General features: G+C 62.1%; 17 protein-coding genes. 8 read left to right on the top strand and 9 right to left on the bottom strand.

Going from position 1 to position 21,955, the window contains the following annotated elements:
• Nucleotides 1–12: 12 nt before the first annotated feature.
• The 4 genes from tauD to tauA are packed head-to-tail and all read right to left on the bottom strand — an operon-like array spanning nucleotide 13 to nucleotide 3,504.
• Nucleotides 13–846, bottom strand: coding sequence for a taurine dioxygenase (tauD, locus tag APH35_RS03900; RefSeq protein ID WP_060493647.1), 834 nt, complete (start codon nucleotides 844–846; stop codon nucleotides 13–15).
• A 48-nt stretch (nucleotides 847–894) separates the two neighbouring features.
• Entirely contained in the window at nucleotides 895–1,734 is an 840-nt protein-coding gene (tauC, locus tag APH35_RS03895) for a taurine ABC transporter permease TauC (RefSeq protein WP_012270037.1), read from the bottom strand.
• Nucleotides 1,731–2,519 (bottom strand): taurine ABC transporter ATP-binding subunit, encoded by a 789-nt coding sequence (gene tauB, locus APH35_RS03890; RefSeq protein WP_012270038.1) that lies wholly within the window; start codon nucleotides 2,517–2,519, stop codon nucleotides 1,731–1,733. Before tauB ends, tauC begins: the two co-directional genes overlap by 4 nt.
• A gap of 13 nt (nucleotides 2,520–2,532) precedes the next feature.
• Nucleotides 2,533–3,504: a taurine ABC transporter substrate-binding protein gene (gene tauA / locus APH35_RS03885; protein ID WP_060493646.1), complete on the bottom strand. Its 972-nt coding sequence runs from the start codon at nucleotides 3,502–3,504 to the stop codon at nucleotides 2,533–2,535.
• A 508-nt stretch (nucleotides 3,505–4,012) separates the two neighbouring features.
• On the opposite strand from tauA, the gene APH35_RS03880 reads away from it, so the two are divergent.
• From APH35_RS03880 to APH35_RS03845, 8 genes are all read left to right on the top strand, one after another.
• Nucleotides 4,013–5,341, top strand: coding sequence for an OprD family porin (locus APH35_RS03880; protein ID WP_012270040.1), 1,329 nt, complete (start codon nucleotides 4,013–4,015; stop codon nucleotides 5,339–5,341).
• Nucleotides 5,342–5,506: 165 nt separating this feature from the next.
• Nucleotides 5,507–6,145 (top strand): peroxiredoxin, encoded by a 639-nt coding sequence (locus tag APH35_RS03875; protein WP_012270041.1) that lies wholly within the window; start codon nucleotides 5,507–5,509, stop codon nucleotides 6,143–6,145.
• A gap of 224 nt (nucleotides 6,146–6,369) precedes the next feature.
• On the top strand, nucleotides 6,370–6,963 hold the full coding sequence (gene ssuE, locus APH35_RS03870) for an NADPH-dependent FMN reductase (RefSeq protein ID WP_012270042.1): 594 nt from the start codon (nucleotides 6,370–6,372) through the stop codon (nucleotides 6,961–6,963).
• 85 nt (nucleotides 6,964–7,048) lie between these two features.
• Complete coding sequence (locus APH35_RS03865) at nucleotides 7,049–8,014, top strand: sulfonate ABC transporter substrate-binding protein (RefSeq protein ID WP_012270043.1); 966 nt, start codon at nucleotides 7,049–7,051, stop codon at nucleotides 8,012–8,014.
• A 60-nt stretch (nucleotides 8,015–8,074) separates the two neighbouring features.
• Nucleotides 8,075–9,223, top strand: coding sequence for an FMNH2-dependent alkanesulfonate monooxygenase (gene ssuD / locus APH35_RS03860; RefSeq protein WP_060514230.1), 1,149 nt, complete (start codon nucleotides 8,075–8,077; stop codon nucleotides 9,221–9,223).
• A 10-nt stretch (nucleotides 9,224–9,233) separates the two neighbouring features.
• Nucleotides 9,234–10,031 carry an aliphatic sulfonate ABC transporter permease SsuC gene (gene ssuC / locus APH35_RS03855; RefSeq protein ID WP_012270045.1) on the top strand — a complete coding sequence of 266 codons (798 nt, stop codon included), beginning with the start codon at nucleotides 9,234–9,236 and terminating at the stop codon, nucleotides 10,029–10,031.
• Nucleotides 10,028–10,840, top strand: a complete 813-nt coding sequence (gene ssuB, locus APH35_RS03850; protein ID WP_012270046.1) for an aliphatic sulfonates ABC transporter ATP-binding protein — start codon at nucleotides 10,028–10,030, stop codon at nucleotides 10,838–10,840. The genes ssuC and ssuB overlap by 4 nt, the downstream gene beginning before the upstream one ends.
• Nucleotides 10,841–10,884: 44 nt before the next feature.
• Nucleotides 10,885–11,100: a TOBE domain-containing protein gene (locus APH35_RS03845; RefSeq protein ID WP_008095172.1), complete on the top strand. Its 216-nt coding sequence runs from the start codon at nucleotides 10,885–10,887 to the stop codon at nucleotides 11,098–11,100.
• A 46-nt stretch (nucleotides 11,101–11,146) separates the two neighbouring features.
• Here APH35_RS03845 and APH35_RS03840 read toward each other — a convergent pair whose 3' ends face one another.
• The 5 genes from APH35_RS03840 to APH35_RS03820 all read right to left on the bottom strand — a co-directional run bounded on the left by APH35_RS03840 (nucleotide 11,147) and on the right by APH35_RS03820 (nucleotide 21,798).
• Nucleotides 11,147–16,639, bottom strand: a complete 5,493-nt coding sequence (locus APH35_RS03840; RefSeq protein WP_060514229.1) for a dermonecrotic toxin domain-containing protein — start codon at nucleotides 16,637–16,639, stop codon at nucleotides 11,147–11,149.
• A gap of 85 nt (nucleotides 16,640–16,724) precedes the next feature.
• On the bottom strand, nucleotides 16,725–17,360 hold the full coding sequence (locus APH35_RS03835; protein ID WP_060493644.1) for a TetR/AcrR family transcriptional regulator: 636 nt from the start codon (nucleotides 17,358–17,360) through the stop codon (nucleotides 16,725–16,727).
• Nucleotides 17,360–18,937, bottom strand: a complete 1,578-nt coding sequence (gshA, locus tag APH35_RS03830) for a glutamate--cysteine ligase (RefSeq protein WP_171577235.1) — start codon at nucleotides 18,935–18,937, stop codon at nucleotides 17,360–17,362. Before gshA ends, APH35_RS03835 begins: the two co-directional genes overlap by 1 nt.
• A 153-nt stretch (nucleotides 18,938–19,090) precedes the next feature.
• Nucleotides 19,091–19,474, bottom strand: a complete 384-nt coding sequence (locus tag APH35_RS03825) for a PaaI family thioesterase (RefSeq protein ID WP_012270050.1) — start codon at nucleotides 19,472–19,474, stop codon at nucleotides 19,091–19,093.
• Nucleotides 19,474–21,798 carry a Tex family protein gene (locus APH35_RS03820; protein ID WP_012270051.1) on the bottom strand — a complete coding sequence of 775 codons (2,325 nt, stop codon included), beginning with the start codon at nucleotides 21,796–21,798 and terminating at the stop codon, nucleotides 19,474–19,476. The genes APH35_RS03825 and APH35_RS03820 overlap by 1 nt, the downstream gene beginning before the upstream one ends.
• Nucleotides 21,799–21,955: the final 157 nt, after the last annotated feature.

Raw genomic sequence — 21,955 nt, 5'->3', positions numbered from 1 at the left:
GATGAATTTCTGTTAGAAGGGTGCATCACCCAGGATGGTCGCCCGATGCATCACCCGCCGGTTCGGCCGGTAATCATCCACCGCAAAATGCTGGGTCACGCGGTTGTCCCAGAACGCCACGTCATTCTCCTGCCAGCGCCAGCGAATGCTGAACTCCGGCCGTGTCGCATGGGCGAACAGCAGCCTCAGCAGTGCATCGCTTTCCAGCTCGCTCAGCTCATTGATGCGCGTCGTAAACCCTTCATTGACGAACAACGCCTTGCGCCCGCTCACCGGGTGCGTGCGCACCACCGGGTGCGACAGCGGTGGGTTGTTGCGCCGCGTGGCCTCCCAGCGCGCCAGGTCTTCTGGCGTGGTGCCAAAGCGCTCCAACGGGAACGACTTGGTGAAGTCGTGGGTGGCGGTCAGCCCGTCTAGCATCTCACGCAGCGGCGCCGACAAGGCTTCGAACGCCGCAATGCCGCTGGCCCACAAGGTATCGCCACCGTAGGCCGGCAGTTGCTTGGCACTGAGCACCGCGCCCAGCGCCGGGGTCGGCAGAAAGGTCACGTCGGTGTGCCACACGGCGTTGTCGCGCACATCGGTCACTGCCGTATCGAGCACCAGCACTTGCGGGGTTTCTGGCACGTTCGGGTAGATCGGGTGGATGTGCAGGTCACCGAAGCGGGCGGCAAAGCGCGCCTGTTGCTCCGGGTTGATCGGCTGGTTGCGGAAGAACAGCACCTGATGCTGCAGCAATGCCTGTTCGATGGCGTCACGCGCTTGCGCGCTGATATCGCGGCTGATGTCCACGCCGCTGATCTGGGCGCCAAGGGCCGGGCTGAGGGGGGTAATGGTCAGGCTCATGTCTTTTCTCGTGCTAGGCGCCGGGTTGCCGGCGTGGTCAGTCGGCAATCAGTGGCTCTGCCCATGCCAGGGCACCAGTTTGCGTTGCAGGGCACGCAGGCTCATTTCCAGGGCGAAGGCGATCAGGGCGATCAGCAGAATGCCCAGCACCACCACGTCGGTGACCAGGAACTGCGCCGCCGACTGCACCATGAAGCCCAGGCCGCTGGTGGCGGCGATCAGTTCGGCGGCGACCAGGGTCGACCAGCCGACGCCCAGGCCGATGCGGATGCCGGTAAGGATGTCGGGCAGCGCACTGGGCAGGATCACATGGCGGATCAGCTGGGCCTTGGTCGCACCCAGCGACTGCGCCGCCCGCAGCTTGGCCGGGTCGACCGTGCGCACACCGGTGGCGGTGGCAATGGCGATGGGGGCGAAGATGGCCAGGTAGATCAGCAGCACCTTGGACAGCTCGCCGATACCGCACCAGATGACGATCAGCGGCAGGTAGGCCAGCGGTGGGATCGGCCGATAGAACTCGATCAGCGGGTCGAGAATGCCGCGCGCCACGCGGTTGTAGCCGATGGCGATGCCCACCGGGATGGCGGTGAGGGTGGCGGCCAGCAGGGCCAAGCCGATGCGGCCCAGGCTGGCGCCCAGGTGCTGCCACAGGCTGGCGTCCATGTAGCCTTGGGTGAGCAGTGTCCAGGCCCTGGCCAGGATGTCGCCGGGCGAGGGCAGGAACAGCGGCTCGATCCAGCCGGCGGCCGTCACCAGCCACCAGGCCAGCAGCAGGCTGGTCAGGGTCAGGGTGCTGATCCAGCGGGTGGACAGTGGGCGGCGCAGCTTGGCGGCTGGCCGGGCTTGGGTGTCGTGTTTGCCGGCGACCGGCAGGTCCAGGCTGCTCATGCGGGCTCCTGCAGGCTTTGGCGTTGGGAAAATACCCGCGCCAGCACATGCTCGCGGGTTTCGATGAAGGCAGGGTCGGACTTGATGGCGCGGGCCGATTCGCCAGCGGCGTAGCGCTGGCCGAAGTCCAGTTGCAGGCGTTCCACCACGCGCCCAGGGTTGGGGGCCAGCAGTACCAGCTCGCTGGCGAGGAACACGGCTTCTTCGATGTCGTGGGTAATCAGGAACACCGGCTTGGCGGTGCGCTGCCAGACCTGCAGCAGCAGTTCCTGCATCTGCTCGCGGGTGAAGGCGTCGAGGGCGCCGAACGGTTCATCCATCAGCAATACCCGAGGGTCGGCCGCCAACGCGCGGGCCAGGCCCACCCGCTGTTTCTGGCCACCGGACAACTGCCAGATGCGCCGTTCGCCGAAGCCCGCGAGGTCGACGAGGGCGAGCATTTCACGGGCCTTGGCCTCACGCTGAGCGCGGGGCACGCCGGCCAGTTCGAGGCCGAAGGCGACATTGCCCAGCACGTTTTGCCATGGCAGCAGGGCATCGTCCTGAAACACCACACCGCGCTCGGCACCTGGGCCCTGCACCGGTAAGCCGTCGAGGGTGATGCGCCCGCCGCTGGGGGCGACGAAGCCGGCGATCAGGTTGAGCAGCGAAGTCTTGCCGCTGCCCGAAGGCCCCAGGGCCACCAGCAACTGGCGAGGCCCCAGGCTCAGGTTGATGTCGGCCAGCACCGGGGTGCTGGCGCCAGGGTACTGTGCGCTGATGCGCTCCAGTTCGAGCAAGGCCATGACGGGCTCCGGATCAGTTTGGAAGGAACTTGGCGCTGACGTACGGCGAGTAGTCCGGCAGCACGGCTTCGACCTTGCCTTGCTGCTTGAGGAAGTTGGCGGTATCGGTCAGTGCTTGGGTGGTCGGCGCGCCCAGGGCATTGGCCTGGTCCGCAGCCAGTGGGTAGACGTTGCCCTCCAGCAGCACCGGGATGTCGCTGGCCTTGGCGCCGGACAGCTTCACCAGCTTGTCTACGTTGGCCTTGTCGGCCAGCCAGGCTTTCGGGTCTTTGCGGTAGTCGGCGTAGGCATCGAGCGTGACCTTGGCAAACGCCTTGACCACATCAGGGTGTTTCTCAGCGAAGTCCTTGCGCACGATCCAGGCGTCGAAGGTTGGCGCGCCTTTCTGGGCCAGTTCGCCGGAGGTGATCAGTACCTTGCCATTTTCCTTGGCCACGCCCAGGGCCGGGTCCCATACGTAGGTGGCGTCGATGTCGCCGCGCTTCCAGGCAGCAATGATGGCCGGTGGGGCCAGGTTGAGGATCTGTACCTTGGAAGGGTCGATGTTCCAGCTTTTCAGGGCCGCCAGCAGGCTGTAGTGGCCAGTGGAAACGAACGGTACGGCGACTTTCTTGCCGACCAGGTCCTGCGGGGTCTTGATGCTGTCGCGAGCGACCAGCGCCTCACCGGCACCAATCTGCGTGGCGATCAGGAAGGTCTCGACCGGCAGCTTGCGGGTGGCAGCCGCGGCCAGTGGGCTGGAACCCAGGTAGCCGATCTGCACGTCGCCGCTGGCCACTGCGGTGATCACGTCGGCGCCGTTGTCGAATTTGCGCCAGTCGATGCTGGCCTTGCTGGCCTTTTCGTAGTCGCCATCCACCTGGGCCACTTTGGCTGGGTCAACGGTGGTCTGGTAGGCCACGGTCAGGTCGGCAGCCTGGGCTAACCAGCTGGTGCTGGCGAGGGTCAGGGCAGCGAACAGGCGCAGCGGAGCGTGCGGGATCATGGTTGAACCTCTCGTCAGGCAATTGGGGGCTGGATGACGAGAAGGCTAAATGATCTAAGAAAGTTAAAATAAATAACTTTTTTGCATTAGCTTAGGAGACAAATGCTTTAAGCGGCTGGGCGCTCTGACGCGGTGGTTTCGCTCAATGGCGAAATCAGCGGAGCCTGCTAGGCTTTTTCGTCCCTATAGAACGATACGGAATTAGGTTATGAGCAAACGTTTGCAAATAACCAAAAGTTATGAATTGTGCGGCTGCTACAACGAATGGCAGTAAAGGTTCCAACCATATTCCGTAAAAATCTTACGAATTCATAAAACGGTCATTTTGGATTTATAGGATTGTCATTATCCTGTAGCGCAGGTGGCGTCTTAGACCAAAGTCGCGAAACGTTTAGAAACGATTGACTTAATGGTCACGCTTTGGGACTAAATCGCCAATCCACGGTGAGCGGGGCAGCAGACCCTTCCGCCAGAGATACACAAGAATTAGAACGTAGAGGAGCAAAACATGTACAAGTCCAGCCTGGCTCTGGCCGTGGCACTGGGGGTTCTCGCCCAACAAGCAGGCGCTGCCGGTTTCGTTGAAGACAGCAAACTGTCGCTCAGCTCGCGCACCATGTACTTCAACAACGACAACCGTGACGGCGGTGCAGACAACCGCGAATCGGGTCAGGGCTTCAAGCTCGACTACATCTCCGGCTTCACCGAAGGCACCGTTGGTTTTGGTGTCGATGCCCAGGCCCTGTGGGGTATCCACCTGGACGGTGGCCGTGGCAAGCACCCTGACAACAGCAGCTTCTTCCCAAGCGACACCGACGGTTCGGCTGTGAGCCAGTGGGCGCGTGTTGGCGCCAACGCCAAGGCCCGCTTCTCGAAGACCGAGGTGCACTTCGGTAGCGCCCTGGCGCCGAACCTGCCGATCCTGGTCTCCAACGATGGCCGTCTGCTGCCGCAAACCTTCGAGGGTGGCACCATCCAGTCGAAGGAAATCGACAACCTGACCATCAACGCCGGTCAGCTGACCCACGCCATGGGCCGTGCGTCGAGCAACCGTACGGGTCTGTCGGTCAACGGTGGTACCCAGGACAGCAACAAGTTCCGTTACGGCGGCCTGGACTACAAGCTCACCAAAGACCTGACCCTGCAGTACTACTACTCGAACCTGGAAGACTACTACAAGCAGCACTTCCTGGGCCTGACCCACGTGTTCCAGATCGACCAGGACCAGTCGTTCAAGACTGACCTGCGTTACTTCGACAGCAGCAGCGACGGCAAGAACGGCGAAGCCGGCTACCGCTTCAACAACAACGGTGGCTACGCCAAGAACACTGGCGAGGTCGACAACAAGACCTGGTCCGCGATGTTCACCTACACCCTGGGTGGCCACTCGCTGATGCTCGGCCACCAGCGCGTCAATGACGACGGTGGCTTCGTCTGGTTGAACCAGGGCAGCGTGGTTGACGGCAACGGCCGCAACGAAGGCGCCGGTGGTTCCAGCTTCTACCTGTTCACCGACAGCATGATCAACCAGTTCGCCAAGGCCGGTGAAAACACCACCTTCGGTCAGTACGCCTACGACTTCGCTCGCCTGGGCGTGCCGGGCCTGAAAGCCTCGGTTGCCTACCTGAAAGGTGAAGACGGCAAGAACGCCGTTGGCGGCGGTACTTTCAGCGAATGGGAACGTGACGCTCGCGTCGACTACGTTATCCAGGAAGGCACCTTCAAGGGCCTGGGCGCCAGCCTGCGTCACGGCGTATACCGTGGCACCGGCACCAGCTCGCTGGCTGACCAGGATCAGACCCGTCTGATCTTCAACTACACTTACAACTTCCTGTAAGCCGTAGCTGAACAAGAAGCCTCGCCTAGTGCGAGGCTTTTTTGTGCCTGCACATTCGTATGCATTATGGTTATAAATAAATCGTTATTTATTCTTTTTGTTTTTAATCGAATGCAGGCACATTGAACCCATACGGTACAGAACCCAGCCAAGGAGCCGCAGCCCATGAGCCTCAAACTCGGCGATATCGCCCCCGATTTCGAACAGGATTCCAGCGAAGGCAAGATCCGCTTCCACGAGTGGCTGGGCAATAGCTGGGGGGTGTTGTTCTCTCACCCGGCCGACTTCACCCCGGTGTGCACCACCGAGCTGGGCCTGACGGCCAAGCTCAAAGACGATTTCGCCAAGCGTGGGGTCAAGGCCATCGCCCTGTCGGTGGACCCGGTGGACTCGCACCACCGTTGGATCGAGGACATCAACGAAACCCAGAACACCGTGGTCAATTTCCCGATCATCGCCGACGCCGACCGCAAGGTATCCGACCTGTACGACCTGATTCACCCGAACGCCAGCGACACCCTGACCGTGCGCTCGCTGTTCGTCATCGACCCGAACAAAAAGGTGCGCCTGACCATCACCTATCCGGCCAGTACCGGGCGCAACTTCAACGAAATCCTGCGAGTGATCGATTCGCTGCAGTTGACCGACAACCACAAGGTCGCCACGCCAGGTAACTGGCAGGACGGCGACGAGGTGGTGATCGTGCCTTCGCTCAAAGATGAGGAAGAGATCAAGCAGCGCTTCCCCAAAGGTTACCGGGCGGTCAAACCCTATCTGCGGCTAACCCCTCAGCCAAATCGTTAATGGATTCCTCGTTGCATCGCTCTTAGCCAAGCAGGGATTTTCGGGCCGTTTCGACGGCCCTTTTTTATGCCTGCAGGCTTTTTGAGGCCTAGGGCTGCAAAGCGGCCCTAAGATCTCAAACCCTACAAAGCACTTTATGGAATAAACAAATGAAAAAATATGATTTCTAGATATATATGCCAGCTGTTAATGTCAGCTCCAACAGAACACAAGGAAGCGCTGCAATGCTGGTGGTATCAATCGGTGGTAGCCCAAGTTCCCGTTCACGCTCCGGCGTGCTGCTCGAGCGTTCGCGCCAGTGGCTGCAGAACCGTGGCGTTGAAGTGGTGACCTTCCAGGTGCGTGACTTCCCCGCCGAAGACTTGCTGCATGCCCGTTTCGACAGCCCGCAGGTGCAGCACTTCCAGCAACTGGTGGCCCAGGCCGATGGCCTGATCGTTTCCACCCCGGTGTACAAGGCATCGTTCGCCGGGGCATTGAAGACACTGCTCGACCTGCTGCCCGAACGCGCATTGGCCCACAAGATCGTGTTGCCAATCGCCACCGGTGGCAGCATCGCCCACATGCTGGCGGTGGATTACGCATTGAAGCCGGTGCTGTCGGCACTCAAGGCGCAAGAGACCCTGCAAGGGATCTTCGCCGACGACAGCCAGGTTGCCTACGCAGAAGGCGCCCGGCCGGCACAGTTGGTACCCGCACTTGAAGAGCGCCTGCACGACTCGCTGGAAACCTTCCACGTTGCCCTGGCCCGCCGGCCGCGCCCCGTGGCGCCTGGTGTACTGAACGAACGCTTGATCAGCGCTCGCTGGAGCATCTGAACGGCACTACCCGCTACACCACCTTACTCGCCCGACAACGAGGCAAGCAGGTGCAACCCGAACCTCATTCGCACAGGAGAGCGCCATGCGCACTGTCTTCTTGCGTCGCGGTCTGGTCGCCCTGTTTGCGGCGGCTGTGTCCTTCGGCGCCATTACTCAAGCCCAGGCCGAAAGCCTGCGTATCGGTTACCAGAAATACGGCACCTTGGTGCTGCTCAAGGCCAAGGGCACGCTGGAGAAGCGCCTGGCCGAGCAGGGCGTGCAGGTGCAGTGGACCGAATTCCCCGGTGGCCCGCAGCTCCTCGAAGGGCTCAACGTCGGGTCCATCGATTTCGGCGTAACAGGCGAAACCCCGCCCGTGTTCGCCCAAGCCGCTGGTGCCGATCTGCTCTACGTGGCCTACGAGCCGCCTGCGCCGCACAGCGAGGCGATTCTGGTGCCGAAGGGCTCGCCGATCCAGTCGGTGAAGGACCTCAAGGGCAAAAAAGTCGTTCTCAACAAAGGCTCCAACGTGCACTACCTGTTGGTGCGCGCCCTGGAAGACGCCGGCCTCAAATACAGCGATATCCAGCCGGTCTACCTGCCCCCGGCCGATGCCCGCGCGGCGTTCGAGCGTGGCAGCGTCGATGCCTGGGTGATTTGGGACCCTTACCAGGCCGCCGCCGAACAACAGCTGCAAGCGCGCACCCTGCGTGACGGCAAGGGCCTGGTCGACAACCATCAGTTCTACCTGGCCACCCGCAACTACGCGACCCAGCATCCGGCAGTGATCAACACGGTGATCGAGGAAGTGCGCGCCGTGGGCGAGTGGTCCCAGGCCAACCCGCAGGAAGTGACCGACCAGGTCGCACCGCTGCTCGGCCTGCCCGCCGACATCACCCTGACCTCGGTCAAGCGTCAAGGCTATGGTGCCGCGCCACTGACGCCAGAGGTAGTGGCTGCGCAACAGAAGATCGCCGACACCTTCCAGGCGCTCAAGCTGATACCCAAGCCGCTGAGCATCAAGGACGTGATCTGGACACCCCCGGCCAAGGTCGCTAGCGCGCCTTGATTGTTTCGCCTGTGCCGGGGCGACGCTCCGGCTTGAGCCACCCTTGAGGAGACAACTCCAATGAGCCTTAACATTTTCTGGTTCCTCCCAACCCACGGTGACGGCAAGTACCTGGGCACTTCCGACGGCGCTCGTGCGGTCGATCACGGTTACCTGCAGCAGATTGCGCAGGCCGCCGACCGCTTGGGCTTTGGTGGGGTGCTGATCCCTACCGGCCGTTCCTGCGAGGACTCCTGGCTGGTGGCTGCGTCGCTGATCCCGGTGACACAGCGACTGAAGTTTCTCGTGGCCCTGCGCCCGGGCATCATTTCGCCGACCGTAGCGGCCCGCCAGGCGGCAACCCTGGATCGCCTGTCCAATGGCCGTGCGCTGTTCAACCTGGTAACCGGTGGCGACCCTGACGAGCTGGCCGGTGACGGCCTGCATCTGAACCACCAGGAGCGCTACGAAGCCTCGGTCGAGTTCACCCGTATCTGGCGCAAGGTGCTGGAAGGCGAAAACGTCGATTACGACGGTAAACACATCCAGGTAAAGGGCGCCAAGCTGCTCTACCCACCGATTCAGCAACCACGTCCGCCACTGTATTTCGGCGGTTCGTCCGAGGCCGCACAGGACCTGGCCGCCGAACAGGTCGAGCTGTACCTGACCTGGGGCGAGCCACCGAGCGCCGTTGCTGAAAAAATCGCCCAAGTGCGTGAAAAAGCTGCTGCCCAAGGCCGCGAAGTGCGCTTCGGTATCCGCCTGCATGTGATCGTGCGGGAAACCAACGAAGAAGCCTGGGCTGCCGCCGACCGCCTGATCTCGCACCTGGACGATGACACCATCAGCCGCGCCCAGGCCTCGCTGGCGCGCTTCGACTCGGTGGGCCAGCAGCGCATGGCTGACCTGCACGGCGGCAACCGCGACAACCTGGAAGTCAGCCCCAACCTGTGGGCGGGTGTCGGGCTGGTACGTGGTGGGGCGGGAACCGCGCTGGTAGGCGATGGCCCGACTGTGGCGGCGCGGGTCAAGGAATATGCCGAGCTGGGTATCGATACCTTCATCTTCTCCGGTTATCCACATCTGGAAGAGTCGTACCGCGTGGCCGAACTGCTGTTCCCGCACCTGGATGTGCAGCGCCCGGAGCAACCAAAGACCGGTGGTTACGTGAGCCCGTTCGGCGAGATGGTGGCCAACGACATCCTGCCCAAGTCCGTATCGCAGAGCTGAGGGCCGGGCCATGAGTCGTGCAACTTCCTCCAACCTGGCCCAGCGCCTGGCGCCCTGGGCGTTGCCGGTGCTGCTGTTGGCAGCCTGGCAGCTGGCGGTCAGTGCTGGCTGGCTGTCGACGCGCATTCTGCCGGCGCCCAGCGCAGTGGTCAGCGCCGGTGTCGAGCTGGTGCGCAGCGGCGAAATCTGGACCCACCTGGCCATCAGTGGCTGGCGTGCCGGGCTGGGCTTCGTCATCGGCGGCAGCATCGGCCTGGTGCTGGGCTTCATCACCGGCCTGTCGAACTGGGGCGAACGCCTGCTCGACAGCTCGGTGCAGATGATCCGCAACGTGCCGCACTTGGCGCTGATCCCACTGGTGATCCTGTGGTTCGGTATCGACGAGTCGGCAAAGATCTTCCTGGTCGCGTTAGGCACGTTGTTCCCGATCTACCTGAACACCTACCACGGCATCCGCAACGTCGACCCGGCGCTGGTGGAAATGGCACGCAGCTACGGCTTGTCCGGCTTCGGCCTGTTCCGCCAGGTGATCCTGCCGGGGGCGCTGCCTTCGATCCTGGTGGGCGTGCGCTTCGCTCTGGGCTTCATGTGGCTGACGTTGATCGTTGCCGAAACCATCTCGGCCAACGCCGGTATCGGTTACCTGGCAATGAACGCCCGTGAGTTCCTGCAGACCGACGTGGTGGTGCTGGCCATCGTTCTGTATGCCGTGCTCGGCAAACTCGCCGACCTCGCCGCTCGTGGCCTGGAACGCGTGTGGCTGCGTTGGCACCCAGCCTACCAAGTGGCCAAGAAGGAGGGCGCATGACCGTGCTCAAGGAACAGCCGCCACGCCTGTTGCGTGGCATCCCGCTGGCCTCCAATGGCCTGCGCAAAACCTTTGGCCAGCGCGAAGTGTTGAAGGGCATCGACCTGCACATTCCGGCCGGCCAGTTCGTGGCCATCGTCGGCCGCAGCGGCTGCGGCAAGAGCACCTTGCTGCGGCTGCTGGCCGGGCTCGACCAGCCCACAGCCGGCCAGTTGCTGGCCGGCGCTGCGCCGCTGGAAGAGGCTCGCGAAGAGACTCGCCTGATGTTCCAGGACGCACGCCTGCTGCCATGGAAGAAGGTAATCGACAACGTTGGCCTTGGCCTGTCTGGCGATTGGCGCCCGCGTGCGCTGGATGCATTGGAGGCGGTAGGCCTGGCCGATCGCGCCAATGAATGGCCGGCAGCCCTCTCGGGTGGCCAGAAGCAGCGCGTGGCGTTGGCCCGCGCCTTGATTCACCAGCCGCGCCTGCTGTTGCTGGATGAGCCGCTCGGCGCGCTGGATGCATTGACCCGTATCGAGATGCAGCAATTGATCGAACGCCTGTGGCGTCAGCATGGCTTCACCGTGCTGCTGGTCACCCACGACGTCAGTGAGGCGGTTGCCGTGGCTGACCGGGTGATCCTGATCGAGGACGGCGAAGTCGGGCTCGACCTCACCGTCGACCTGGCGCGGCCTCGGGCGCGTGGTTCACACCGCCTGGCGGCGCTGGAAAGCGAAGTGCTCAACCGTGTTCTGTCGGCCCCGGGCACTGCGCCCGAGCCGGATCCTGTAGCCCCTCTGCCCACGCAGTTGCGTTGGGCGCACTGAATGACCCACTTACCAGACTGAAGCCATAGAGAAGGAATAACATCATGACCATCAAAGCCATCAACGTCCGCAACCAGTTCAAAGGCACCGTGAAAGAAATCCTCGAAGGGCCAGTATTGTCGGAAATCGACGTGCAGACGGCCTCGGGTATCGTTACTTCGGTCATCACCACCCGCTCTGTAAAGGAGCTGGAGCTGCAGGTTGGCAGTGAAGTGATTGCCTTTGTGAAGTCGACTGAAGTGTCCATTGCCAAGTTGTAAGCATTCACCCCCAGGGCTGTTTTGCAGCTCTGGGGGTGATGTGTTGTCAGCTGGCCGGCCGCAGGTTGCCGAATAGCCTGTTGGCTTGTGCCTCGCTCATGCTGCCACGCCACGCGCCTTCCCCGATGTCGCGTTCACTGGCCAGTTTCAGGTGACCTGCTTCAAGCCGAGTGAAGCCTTGTGCCGGTTGCTGGCGGAAGTGAAAGTGCGCGTACCACAATGGCTGCTGGGTACCCAGGTCATTGATGCGGTACTCCTCCAGGTATTCGACAGGGTTGCCCTTGCGGTCCGTCTTCGGCTTCAGTGTGCGTGACCAAACGATTTCCACTTCATTCTGTTCAAGCAGGTCTTCCAGATAGCCCACGGTGGGTTTGCCGGTTGCTTTGGTCTGGGCCGTTCGTAGCTGGCGACCAAATGCTTGTACCTGCTGGGCGGTCGTTTCCAGCCTATGCGTCAGCGCGGTTTGCTCTGGGTTGAGCGTGCCACCTGCTTTCTGCCGAATCCTGTCGGCGATGAAACGCAGTTGCTGTGCATGGCCTTGAGCGATGTCCTCCAGGTCGACGGGCACTGCTTGAGGTGTCTGGTACTGGCGCAACCGGGTTTGTTGCCTCGGGATATCGTCCAGCCGGGCAGTAGCGGTTTCCACAAGGCTCGACATCGTCTCGGTGGGGGCCGCACGCTCGGGCGTGGATAACAGCCATTCTCCCGCCTCGTTCCTGGCATAAACCGTATGAGGTTGATCCGAGTTGGGGTGGTTGATGCGCATGCGTGTCTGCCCCCGTTCGACGTACTCGTTGCCGATAAGCGGCCCCTCGGCGGTTTCGAACAGGCGTGGACGGCTTGGACCGCGAGCGGGCTGTACCGCAGGGCGCTGCCGGTTTGCAGTGACGCTATTGAGACTATCCTCAATATCGCTGACAAGCTGGCGCATCAACTGGCGCAACGAGCGTGTTTCGTTGGTCGACAGCAAGTCCTGGAACGTGTCTTGCCATGCGGTTACATGGCCAATAAAGCGCGTATAGCGGCCTTGCACGCTGGCCAGGAAGGTGCGCTCCTGAGCTCGGCTAAGGCCGGCCCTTTGTAGTTGAAGATGGCTGAAAAGCGTGCTGCGCAAGGCTGCCCCCTGTTCGTTGAAGTGCGCCATGAATGCCGCCATTTGTGGGTGTTCAACGGCGTTTGCGGTGAACAGTGTTGACGACAGGATGGACGCTCGAACGAGCCGGGTATTGGCTACATCGAGGGTCAGGCCCGTGCCTGTGACTTTTGCCAGGTAATCGGTCAGTGCTTTGCCCTGCAATTGGTTGCACCTGGCATGATGACGAATGGCCAGGCGCTCCACCTCCTGCAGCGTTTCGATCATTTCCTGGTTCGCCCGCAGCGAGTCCTGCGTGGCGCGCCTCACCACATGGGTGGGTACCGAGGGCAGTGGCAGGGCCTGGATGGCACTGGTTGCACGCATTGACTGTTGCGTGGCCAAGGTGAAGCGGTCGGCCACCAGATGCATATCGAGTACGCTCATCTCACTGATGTTGGCCTCGCACAGTGAGGTGAACCGGGTGTAGTCCGATCTGCTCAGCGTCGAGCGCTGCTCCTTGAGGCGAGCAAGGCTGCGCGCATTGAACTCGATGTTCTGCATCAACTCATCGCTCAGCTGCTGGCGTGCATTGGCGATTACTGCCTGCTGAGCGTCGCTCAGTGCCCCCCCTTCGGCCACTACTCGCTTGGCCGAGTGGTAGGCCTCTTGTTTTGCGCGCATGCGTATCACGATGCGTTTCAGTTCGTCGTTGATGTCGTGTGCCAGCGCCATGCCGGTCAACTGCTGGGGTTGGCGGCGAAGCAGCACACGCCAGTAGGCAACACCATTCTCGTAAAGGGTGGTAAGTACGCCGCCGCCGCCCGCTAGGCCATTGTCGACCAGCAAGCCGCTCAGCCTGCCTGGTGTCCCCCAAACGCCCTGCTCACTCAGGCGCACGGGTTGCCGATAGGTACGAAGACCCTGTGGCTTGAGCCTCCAGGTGAAGTAAGCGGGGTCCCAGGTCACTGCATACCAGGCGTTGTTGCGGGAAATATAGCGTTGTCCTGTGGCCACATGCTCGAACACGCCAGCACCCTGCGGCAGTGTGGAACGCACCATTGGGCCAGCAGGCAATCCTGCTTCATAACCGGTGAACGGGCTAGGAGGCGCCTTGCGAGTACTGGTAATTGGCCGCAGCGGATCAAGGCGCTGGCGTCGCTGGGTAAGCAGACGCGCTGCAGTTGCAGGGTTGCGTTGGCTGGCTGCCAACGGCGCGAGCGTGAGGATGGCGTCGGTCAGCGATTGCAGCAGGCTGACCAGGTGTTGGATGCCTGTCTCCAGGTTGCCCTTGGCAAAAGCCGTGATCGCAGCATTCGCCGTGTGCCAGCCATCGTACAGCGCCAAGGCCGTGCCTGCGCCGGGCAACAGGCCAAGCACGAGCCTCAGCCCCAGGAAGAAGTAACGATCGAAAACGTCGGGCGCTGCAAGCACCATGTCGGCCTGGCTGCGCGACGTCGCGCGGTGGCTGCGGATGAGGTCGCCCATGTCCTGACGGCACTCATGCGTGGGCAAGGTTTCCGAGCGCGACGCGCCCATCTCTATGAACACCCGGAAGCCCTGTTGCAGCGCAGTGTTGATGTAACTTTCATGATGGTCTGGGTTGCCGGACTGGGCCTGGGTTGCGAGGTAGCGGGCCATCTTCGGGTCCAGCGCCATGCGCTGTAACGCCTCGCACGCTGCGCTGGTGCTGGCATGCTGGCTAACGACACTGCCATTGGGCGCGCCAGGCATGTACAACAGCACTGGGCCATTGGCGTCTGTTATGACATGTATGGCCGACAACCCCACACTGTCGCTGGAGCCGTCTGCTGCGGTTCCTGGCCTAAGCACCAGGGACAGGTATTGAACCGTTCTGGCAGAAACAGCATTGACCTGTTCGCGGCAGAAGGTTTCCAGCAGTCGCTGCCCATCAGCATCGAGGCTGGCCGGTTTGCACAGTGCCAACAAGCGCAGCCGATACGCGTAGGGAGCACGAAGCGTTTCGTGGCGCCACTCAACTTGCCAAGGGGTTTCTTGCTCGAAGCCCAGGTATGCATTGACGATGCGGTTTTCATAGCTGCCGGCGGCGTCTAGCCGGGTGATCAGCTCGGCAATGTAAGCGGGCGTGAGTGCTTGCTGCAGCGTCGGGTGGGTGGCCGGATCGAGCGTGATGATTGCATTATCCAGCAAGAGCCGTCGCTCATCGTCAAGCGCCACGAGGATGAAAGATTCAAGGCTGACATCACTGCGCGCCTCGCTGAACACTGGCACGTCGCGTGAACCTGCGCCGCCCGCTGCGGATTGGCCGGTCACTTGCTTTTTTACCGTGACACTGTTGGCAATGTTCAGGGTTATGTTCGGCATGGTCTGGAGGCCGAACTCATTGCACACGTGGTGTTCCAGCATGTGCCATGTGAACTGCTGGCGCGATGGCAGGCTTACTTTCAGCAGTTCACCCGCGGCGCGGACGGCGTCTTGGTATGCGCTCACCTGGGCAATCAATTCGGTGAGCTCATCGGCACCAAGGTGCTGCAGTGGCATGAGAAGTGTCTGGACACGGCTGCTGCGGTTCAGCTCAGCGAACCGCTCCAAGGCGATGGCCCTGGCCTGGTTCTCACTCATGCACAGCCGCTGCCGGGCTTGCTCTCGTGATGTGTTCGCGGGTAGTGACTCGACGATGGTTTGCACGCAGTGCTGCATGAAGTGCGCGGGAATGGGCGTTTGATCGAGTGTGACTGCGGGCGCATTGGAGAGTGCCTCTAGCAGTTGCACCGCATCCGCTGCGTGCACCGAGTCCAGTATCGCGTCTGGCCAGGCGCCGCACAGCGTTGCCAGCAGGTGTCTGGTGAGCGTGGCTTCATCCTCGAAAGCCATCAGGCCACCCTGTTGACCGGGGCGGTATAGCAGCAGTGAATAGTCCAAGGTGTCGTCAGTGTCCCCGACGGCTGCGCGGAATGTCATGTAGCCAGATAGCGCCCAGCTACGATCACCGGTGCCCAGCATGAGGGTGCTGGCTTGCACAGGGCGCTGGAGGCTTGGCCTGGGTCTGTCAACGAGCGCTTCCACCCAGCCCAGGTGGGTGGCTGAAAGCTCACCCATGGCGTGCTGCAAGCGTGCCTCCAGCAGCAAGCCCTGAGATAGTTCATGGCTGATTCGCGCTATGCGAGTCTGTTCCTCATGAGGCGCTTGCCAGTCATCGGCAGCGACTTGGTCGGGAAGCTCCAGCAGGAAGAGGTTCAGCGAATCCTGAAGCTTAACCAGCTGCTCCAGTTGCTCTCGCAGCCAGGTAACTTCCACCGAGGAGGGCTCTGTATCGTCTCCCAGATACTGCTCTAGCAGTGCTTCCTGGCGCTCGATGCGCTGCCGCCGCCAGCTTGTCGGCAGGTACTGCTCAAGGCTGTCAAAATGCAGCTCTTCGTTCGCCAGTGCGGCATCGGCAGCGATCAGGTCGTCAATGGTGTTGTCGGTCGTGGCGTCGAGGGAATCTGAAATGATCGAACCTCGCTGTGCTTCCCAATCCTGCAGGTCACTCCAATCCAGGGGCTGAGTTGCAGGCTCTTTGCTGGCCTTGAATAAAAAATGGTCGGAAATTGCCTGGATGCGCAGCAGGTGCTCATCCAATAACACGCTGAAGCCATCGTTCGCGATCGGTGAGACGATGACGTTTTCGTTCGAGCCCGTGGTGATCGAATACCTCGGATCTGACCAGAACCAGAAATGGTTCTGATGCACCCAGTTGCGCAGGCTTTGCTGATTGTCGAACGTCAGTAGCGGGGTTCGCGCGCCCGGCCTGTACATCAGCCAGCGTGAACCTTTCGGCTGAGGTGCAATCAGCAATGCCGCCGTGCTGGTAAGGCTCGCGCCATTAGGAAGCTGGCAGTCCAGTTGAGCATATTGCAAGTCAGGCTGATGGCCTTGTTGCCAGTTATCGATGTCCAGTTTGCCGGTGCCAAACGCCATATCCAGGTTGCTCTTAAAGTGTTGGCGCAGCAGGTTGCTTGCATGTTTTTGGCGCGAGAGGGTTGTACCCGGCATCCGGCCGTTCCAGTAGTCATGGGTGGCTTGAAAGTGGGCTGCATTCACTACAGGGCCGAGTTCGCTGAGCCAGTCACTGCCAGCCCATTTCGTTTGCGCCTGTGAGTCGTCCAACCCCCATGTGGTCCACGTCGTATAGGCGGTGGCGAATAGTGGGCTGGCCAGCAGGCGTGCGGCAAAAGTCATCAGGGTGACCTGGCTGTCGCCGTCTTGCAGCCCGCAGGTGTAGGGGTCGATGCCGAGGTGAGCGTGTAGCGTGGCTTGCAGTGTTTGTTTCACGGTGGGGGCACCGTTCAACAGGTTGCGTAATGCAGTGGCGGCACGACGCTGCGCGGGTCTGGCTGCCTCCAGCATGTTGCCTCTGCCGGCTAGCTGGCGGTCGAAGGTGTCTGTGTCTGTCAGGGGTAATGCTTTGACGTAATCGGTTTGCGAACTGCTGGCTGTGGGCATGAGCAATGGTCTCTTTGAGGGGGCGCGCTAGCGCAAGCCTCATTGAAACGATCACTTGGTTTTGCTGGGTGGTAGATGTTTAGGGTCAGGCGCCATTGCGCTTGGGCAGGAAGGGGGGCAGGTAGAGTGACAGGTAGGCTTCGAACACGCGCATGCCTTCTTCCGCCATGCGCGGCGTGATCTGTTCGAACAGCTGCATTGAGCGAGCGTAGACACGGTCGCTCAGCTCCATGGCCAGCGCGAACACATCCACATCGCCCGGCATCGCCGGCAGCTGGAAATGCCGGTCGAACAGGCTGTGCATCAGTTCGCCCAGTTCCATATCGTGCTGGCGGTCAGCCTGCACCACTTCACTCAGCCCGTGCTGGGCGAGGATCAACTGGCGTGCAGCAGCATCTTCGTTGTAGATGGCGAGCATGCGTTGCTCGATCAGCCGCGACAGTTGGTGCCAGGTCGTGAAGGCAAGGCTGTCGATGGGGGCACTCAAGGCCTCGCGAAACGCACGGTGTACGTCGGCCGTCAGTGCTTCCAGCAACGCAGGTACGCTGGCGAAGAAGTGATACACCGACGACGGTGGAATCTGTGCCCGCTCGGCAACGCTGTAGATGGACAGTGCCGCTACCCCTTGTTCGGCCAGCAGCTCGCGCGCAGCCGCCAGGATCGCTTCGATCCTGGCTTGGCTGCTGGCGCGCGGTTTGCGTGGGGTGGCGGTGCGGTTCATCAGTTGCTGATTGCCAGGATGCTGGCCTGGTAAGCACCGACGAACAGGTCAAAGTCGCCGACTTCGTCTTGCTCCAGCTCTGATTGCCTGGCAAGCGACTCGCGGGCCAGCGTTTCGAATGCCTGCTGCTTTTCGCTGCTCAGCGGTTGCTCGCGGAATGTTTCGGCGTGGATACGGCTTTGGCGCAGCGAGAACTGGACGAAACTTTCGTCATGTTCGGTCATGCGTGCCAGCACCTGGGCCGATGGGGTCAGTGAGGTATCGTCGACCTTGGCCTGCTGGGCATCCAGGGCTTTGGCGTGGGCTTCGCCACCTTGGGCCTGGTCGAGCAGGTCGGCCAACTGGCGGATACGCTCGATCAGCTCGCTGGCCCAGTCTTTCAGGCCGATAGGCTGGCCATCGCGGTGCAGCTCGAGCCCCGGACGACGGCCTTCCTTGACCACGGTCAAGAAGTTGTCGGTGCACTGGCCGCACTCGCCGTTGTCCAGCTGCGGGCTTTCTTCCAGGGCGCAGAACAGCAGGAACGCATCGAGGAAGCGCGCTTCGGTCAGGTCGATGCCCACGGGCAGGAACGGGTTGATGTCCAGGCAACGCACCTCTACATACTGCACGCCCCGCGAGGTCAGGGCCTGGATCGGCCGTTCGCCGGTGTAGGTGACGCGCTTGGGGCGAATGTTCGAGTAGTACTCGTTTTCGATCTGCAGGATGTTGGTGTTCAGCTGCACCCATTCGCCGTCCACATGCGTGCCGACTTCAACGTAAGGCGGGTAGGGCGTGCCCACTGCTTTGCGCAGGCTGTCGGTGTAGCTGGCCAGGTTGTTGTAACACGGCGTAAGGCCGGCCTGGGCGTTGCTCTGGTAGCCCAGGTCGCTCATGCGCAGGCTGGTGGCGTAGGGCAGGAACAGGGTCTCGGCGTCCAGCTCTTCGAGCTGGTGCGGGCGGCCACGCAAAAAGCCTTTGTCCAGGGCCGGCGAGGCGCCGAACAGGTACATCAGCAGCCAGCTGTAGCGGCGGAAGTTGCGGATCAGCGCGATGTAGGCCGACGACTGGTAGTCGCGGTCGTCTTCAGTGCTGCCTTCGGCTTCGCGCAGCAGGGGCCAAAGCGCCTCGGGCAGCGAGAAGTTGTAATGGATACCGGCAATGCACTGCATGGTGCGGCCGTAGCGAAGGGCCAGGCCCTTGCGGTAGACGTGCTTGAGCTTGCCGATGTTCGAGGTGCCGTACTCGGCGATCGGGATGTCCTCCTCGGCCGGTAGCGTGCACGGCATCGACGGGCTCCACAGGTATTCGTCGCCCAGCTTGCTGTAGACGAAACGGTGGGTCTCTTCGAGGCTTTCGAGCACCTTGGCCGGGTCGGGCAGGGCTGGGGTGATGAACTCCAGCAGCGACTCGGAATAATCGGTGGTGATCTGCTCGTTGGTCAGCGCCGATCCCAGTGCGTCCGGATGCGGGGTCTGGGCCAGGCGACCTTCGTCGGTCACGCGCAGGCATTCGCGCTCAATGCCGTGCAGGCACTGCTTGAGCAGGGGGAGATTGGCGCCGAGCAGGCTCAGGCGGCGGTTGAGGAGGTCGCTCAAGATGTATTCCTTCACGCGTCAGTCGCCCCAATATGGGGGTAGAGATAACGGTCTACAAGGGTAGGAAGAAAGGAACTGGCGTTGTCGCCTGGTTTACGCGGATCCAGCAGTGCCAGCGCACTGCTGAAAATACCGCAGATACGGCTTGGTGAGCTAGAGAACCGCGAAGGTTCCTTGCGCTTTTGCCACCAGCTTGTCGCCCTGGACTACGTCAGCGTCGACCACCAGGGTGCGCCGCCCGGCGTGCAGTACACGGGCGGTACACAGCACTTCACCGTCGCTGACGGCGCGCATGTAGTTGATCTTGCACTCGATGGTGACGCTTTGCTGGTCAAAGCCATGGCTGGCCGAGCAGGCCAGGCCCATGGCGATGTCCACCAGGCTGAAGATGGCCCCGCCGTGCAGCTTCTGGCCACGGTTGCGCAAGTGCGGCTCGAGGGCCAGGGCCACCTCGGCAACACCGGTATCCAGGCGTTGCAGGCGGCAGCCCAGCAGTTGGCTGAAGGCGCTTTCGACGTATTCGCGCGGTACGTCCATCACTTCTTCTTCAACTGCTTGGCGTTGGCGAACAGGGAGGCCATGGCATTGTTGGCCGGTGCGGCAGTGGTGGTTTCACGCTGGCGCGGGGCCTGCTGCTGGCGGTTGCCGCCATTGCCACGATTGCCGCCACGGTTGCCTTCGACCTTTTCGCCGGGGGTGTCGCTCATGCGCATGGACAGGCCGACGCGCTTGCGCGGGATATCCACTTCCATGACTTTGACCTTGACCACATCGCCGGCCTTGACCGCTTCACGCGGGTCTTTGATGAACTTCTCCGACAGTGCCGAGATGTGTACCAGGCCGTCCTGGTGCACACCGATGTCGACGAAGGCGCCGAAGTTGGTGACGTTGGTCACCACGCCTTCCAGGATCATGCCGGGTTCGAGGTCCTTGAGGTCTTCGACGCCGTCCTGGAAGGTGGCGGTCTTGAACTCGGGGCGTGGGTCGCGACCAGGCTTGTCCAGCTCTTGCAGGATGTCGGTGACGGTCGGCAGGCCGAAGGACTCGTCGGTGAACTTCTTCGGGTCCAAACGCTTGAGGAAGCTGCTGTCGCCAATCAGCGAGCGAATGTCGCGCTCGGTGTCGGCGGCGATGCGCTGCACCAGCGGGTAGGCCTCAGGGTGCACCGCAGAGGCGTCCAGCGGGTTGTCGCCGTTCATCACACGCAGGAAGCCGGCGGCTTGCTCGAAGGTTTTTTCACCCAGGCGGCTGACCTTTTTCAGCGCTGCACGGGTGGCGAAGGGGCCGTTGGCATCGCGGTGGGCAACGATGTTCTGTGCCAGCGTGGCGTTGAGGCCGGAGATACGGGTCAGCAGCGCCACCGAGGCGGTGTTCACGTCCACACCCACGGCGTTCACGCAGTCCTCGACCACGGCGTCCAGGCCACGCGCCAGTTTCAGCTGGGACACGTCGTGCTGGTACTGGCCGACACCGATGGATTTCGGGTCGATTTTCACCAGCTCGGCCAGCGGGTCCTGCAGGCGGCGAGCAATCGACACGGCACCACGGATCGACACGTCCAGGTCCGGGAACTCGCGGGCGGCCAGTTCCGAGGCCGAATACACCGACGCGCCGGCTTCGGAGACCATGATCTTGGTGATTTTCAGTGCTGGGTATTTTTTAACCAGCTCGGCCACCAGCTTGTCGCTTTCACGGCTGGCGGTGCCGTTGCCGATGGCGATCAGCTCCACCGAGTGCTTGGCGCACAGTGCGGCCATGACGGAAAGGGTGCGGTCCCAGTCGTTCTTCGGCGCGTGCGGGTAGACCGTGGTGTAGTCCAGCAGCTTGCCGGTGGCATCGACCACGGCGATCTTGCAGCCGGTGCGCAGGCCCGGGTCGAAGCCCAGGGTAGCACGTGGGCCAGCCGGGGCGGCCAGCAGCAGGTCGTGCAGGTTGTGGGCGAACACGTTGATCGCTTCGCCTTCGGCGTTGTCCCGCAGCTCGCCGAACAGGTCGGTTTCCAGGTGGGTATACAGCTTGACCTTCCAGGTCCAGCGCACCACTTCGCCCAGCCATTTGTCGGCTGGGCGGCCGCGGTTTTCGATGCCGACGTGGCTGCCGATCATCAGTTCGCATGGGTGCAGGGTACCGGGCAGCTCTTCGCCGACCTTGAGCGATGCGCTCAAAACACCTTCATTGCGCCCGCGGAAGATGGCCAGCGCACGGTGCGACGGCGCAGTGCGCAGCAGTTCGTCGTGGGCGAAGTAATCGCGGAACTTGGCGCCTTCTTCTTCCTTGCCGGCCACCAGGCGGGCGCTGAGCACGGCTTCCTGCTTGAGGAAACTGCGCAGCTTGTCGAGCAGGGCGGCGTCTTCGGCAAAGCGCTCCATCAGGATGTACTTGGCGCCTTCCAGTGCCGCCTTGACGTCGGCCACGCCCTTTTCGGCGTCGACGAAGCGTGCGGCTTCGCTTTCCGGTGCCAGGGTCGGGTCGTTGAACAGGCCGTCGGCCAGCTCGCCAAGGCCGGCTTCCAGGGCGATCTGGCCCTTGGTGCGACGCTTCTGCTTGTACGGCAGGTACAGGTCTTCGAGGCGCGTCTTGGTGTCGGCCAGCTTGATCTCGCGGGCCAGTTCCGGGGTCAGCTTGCCCTGCTCCTCGATGCTGGACAGGATGCTGGCGCGGCGCTCGTCGAGTTCGCGCAGGTAGCGCAGGCGTTCTTCCAGATGGCGCAACTGGGTATCGTCCAGGCTACCGGTCACTTCCTTGCGGTAACGGGCGATGAAGGGCACGGTCGAGCCTTCGTCCAACAGGCCCACGGCCGCCTCGACCTGCTGGGGGCGTACGCCCAGTTCCTCGGCGATACGGCTGTTGATGCTGTCCATGTAAACCACCTGACATTTGTGAATACGGGGGTCGCCTGTGGGCTTTTCGCCCGGCGGCGCTGGATGAAAGGCGCGCATTATACCCATCGCAAACGCCTTGCGGTGATGGCGCCCGGCCAGCCGGAACTGGCGCCGGGGGAAAAATCTGCTAACAATG

It is taken from the genome of Pseudomonas sp. NBRC 111132 (genome assembly GCF_001320565.1).
GTDB lineage: Bacteria > Pseudomonadota > Gammaproteobacteria > Pseudomonadales > Pseudomonadaceae > Aquipseudomonas > Aquipseudomonas putida_P.
This window is presented reverse-complemented; position numbering and strand designations above follow the sequence as displayed.

Bases quoted from the DNA above. Each gene is read 5' to 3' on its own strand.
- tauD (WP_060493647.1), bottom strand. From the start codon at position 846: ATGAGCCTGACCATTACCCCCCTCAGCCCGGCCCTTGGCGCCCAGATC.
- tauC (WP_012270037.1), bottom strand. From the start codon at position 1,734: ATGAGCAGCCTGGACCTGCCGGTCGCCGGCAAACACGACACCCAAGCC.
- tauB (WP_012270038.1), bottom strand. From the start codon at position 2,519: ATGGCCTTGCTCGAACTGGAGCGCATCAGCGCACAGTACCCTGGCGCC.
- tauA (WP_060493646.1), bottom strand. From the start codon at position 3,504: ATGATCCCGCACGCTCCGCTGCGCCTGTTCGCTGCCCTGACCCTCGCC.
- APH35_RS03880 (WP_012270040.1), top strand. From the start codon at position 4,013: ATGTACAAGTCCAGCCTGGCTCTGGCCGTGGCACTGGGGGTTCTCGCC.
- APH35_RS03875 (WP_012270041.1), top strand. From the start codon at position 5,507: ATGAGCCTCAAACTCGGCGATATCGCCCCCGATTTCGAACAGGATTCC.
- ssuE (WP_012270042.1), top strand. From the start codon at position 6,370: ATGCTGGTGGTATCAATCGGTGGTAGCCCAAGTTCCCGTTCACGCTCC.
- APH35_RS03865 (WP_012270043.1), top strand. From the start codon at position 7,049: ATGCGCACTGTCTTCTTGCGTCGCGGTCTGGTCGCCCTGTTTGCGGCG.
- ssuD (WP_060514230.1), top strand. From the start codon at position 8,075: ATGAGCCTTAACATTTTCTGGTTCCTCCCAACCCACGGTGACGGCAAG.
- ssuC (WP_012270045.1), top strand. From the start codon at position 9,234: ATGAGTCGTGCAACTTCCTCCAACCTGGCCCAGCGCCTGGCGCCCTGG.
- ssuB (WP_012270046.1), top strand. From the start codon at position 10,028: ATGACCGTGCTCAAGGAACAGCCGCCACGCCTGTTGCGTGGCATCCCG.
- APH35_RS03845 (WP_008095172.1), top strand. From the start codon at position 10,885: ATGACCATCAAAGCCATCAACGTCCGCAACCAGTTCAAAGGCACCGTG.
- APH35_RS03840 (WP_060514229.1), bottom strand. From the start codon at position 16,639: ATGCCCACAGCCAGCAGTTCGCAAACCGATTACGTCAAAGCATTACCC.
- APH35_RS03835 (WP_060493644.1), bottom strand. From the start codon at position 17,360: ATGAACCGCACCGCCACCCCACGCAAACCGCGCGCCAGCAGCCAAGCC.
- APH35_RS03825 (WP_012270050.1), bottom strand. From the start codon at position 19,474: ATGGACGTACCGCGCGAATACGTCGAAAGCGCCTTCAGCCAACTGCTG.
- APH35_RS03820 (WP_012270051.1), bottom strand. From the start codon at position 21,798: ATGGACAGCATCAACAGCCGTATCGCCGAGGAACTGGGCGTACGCCCC.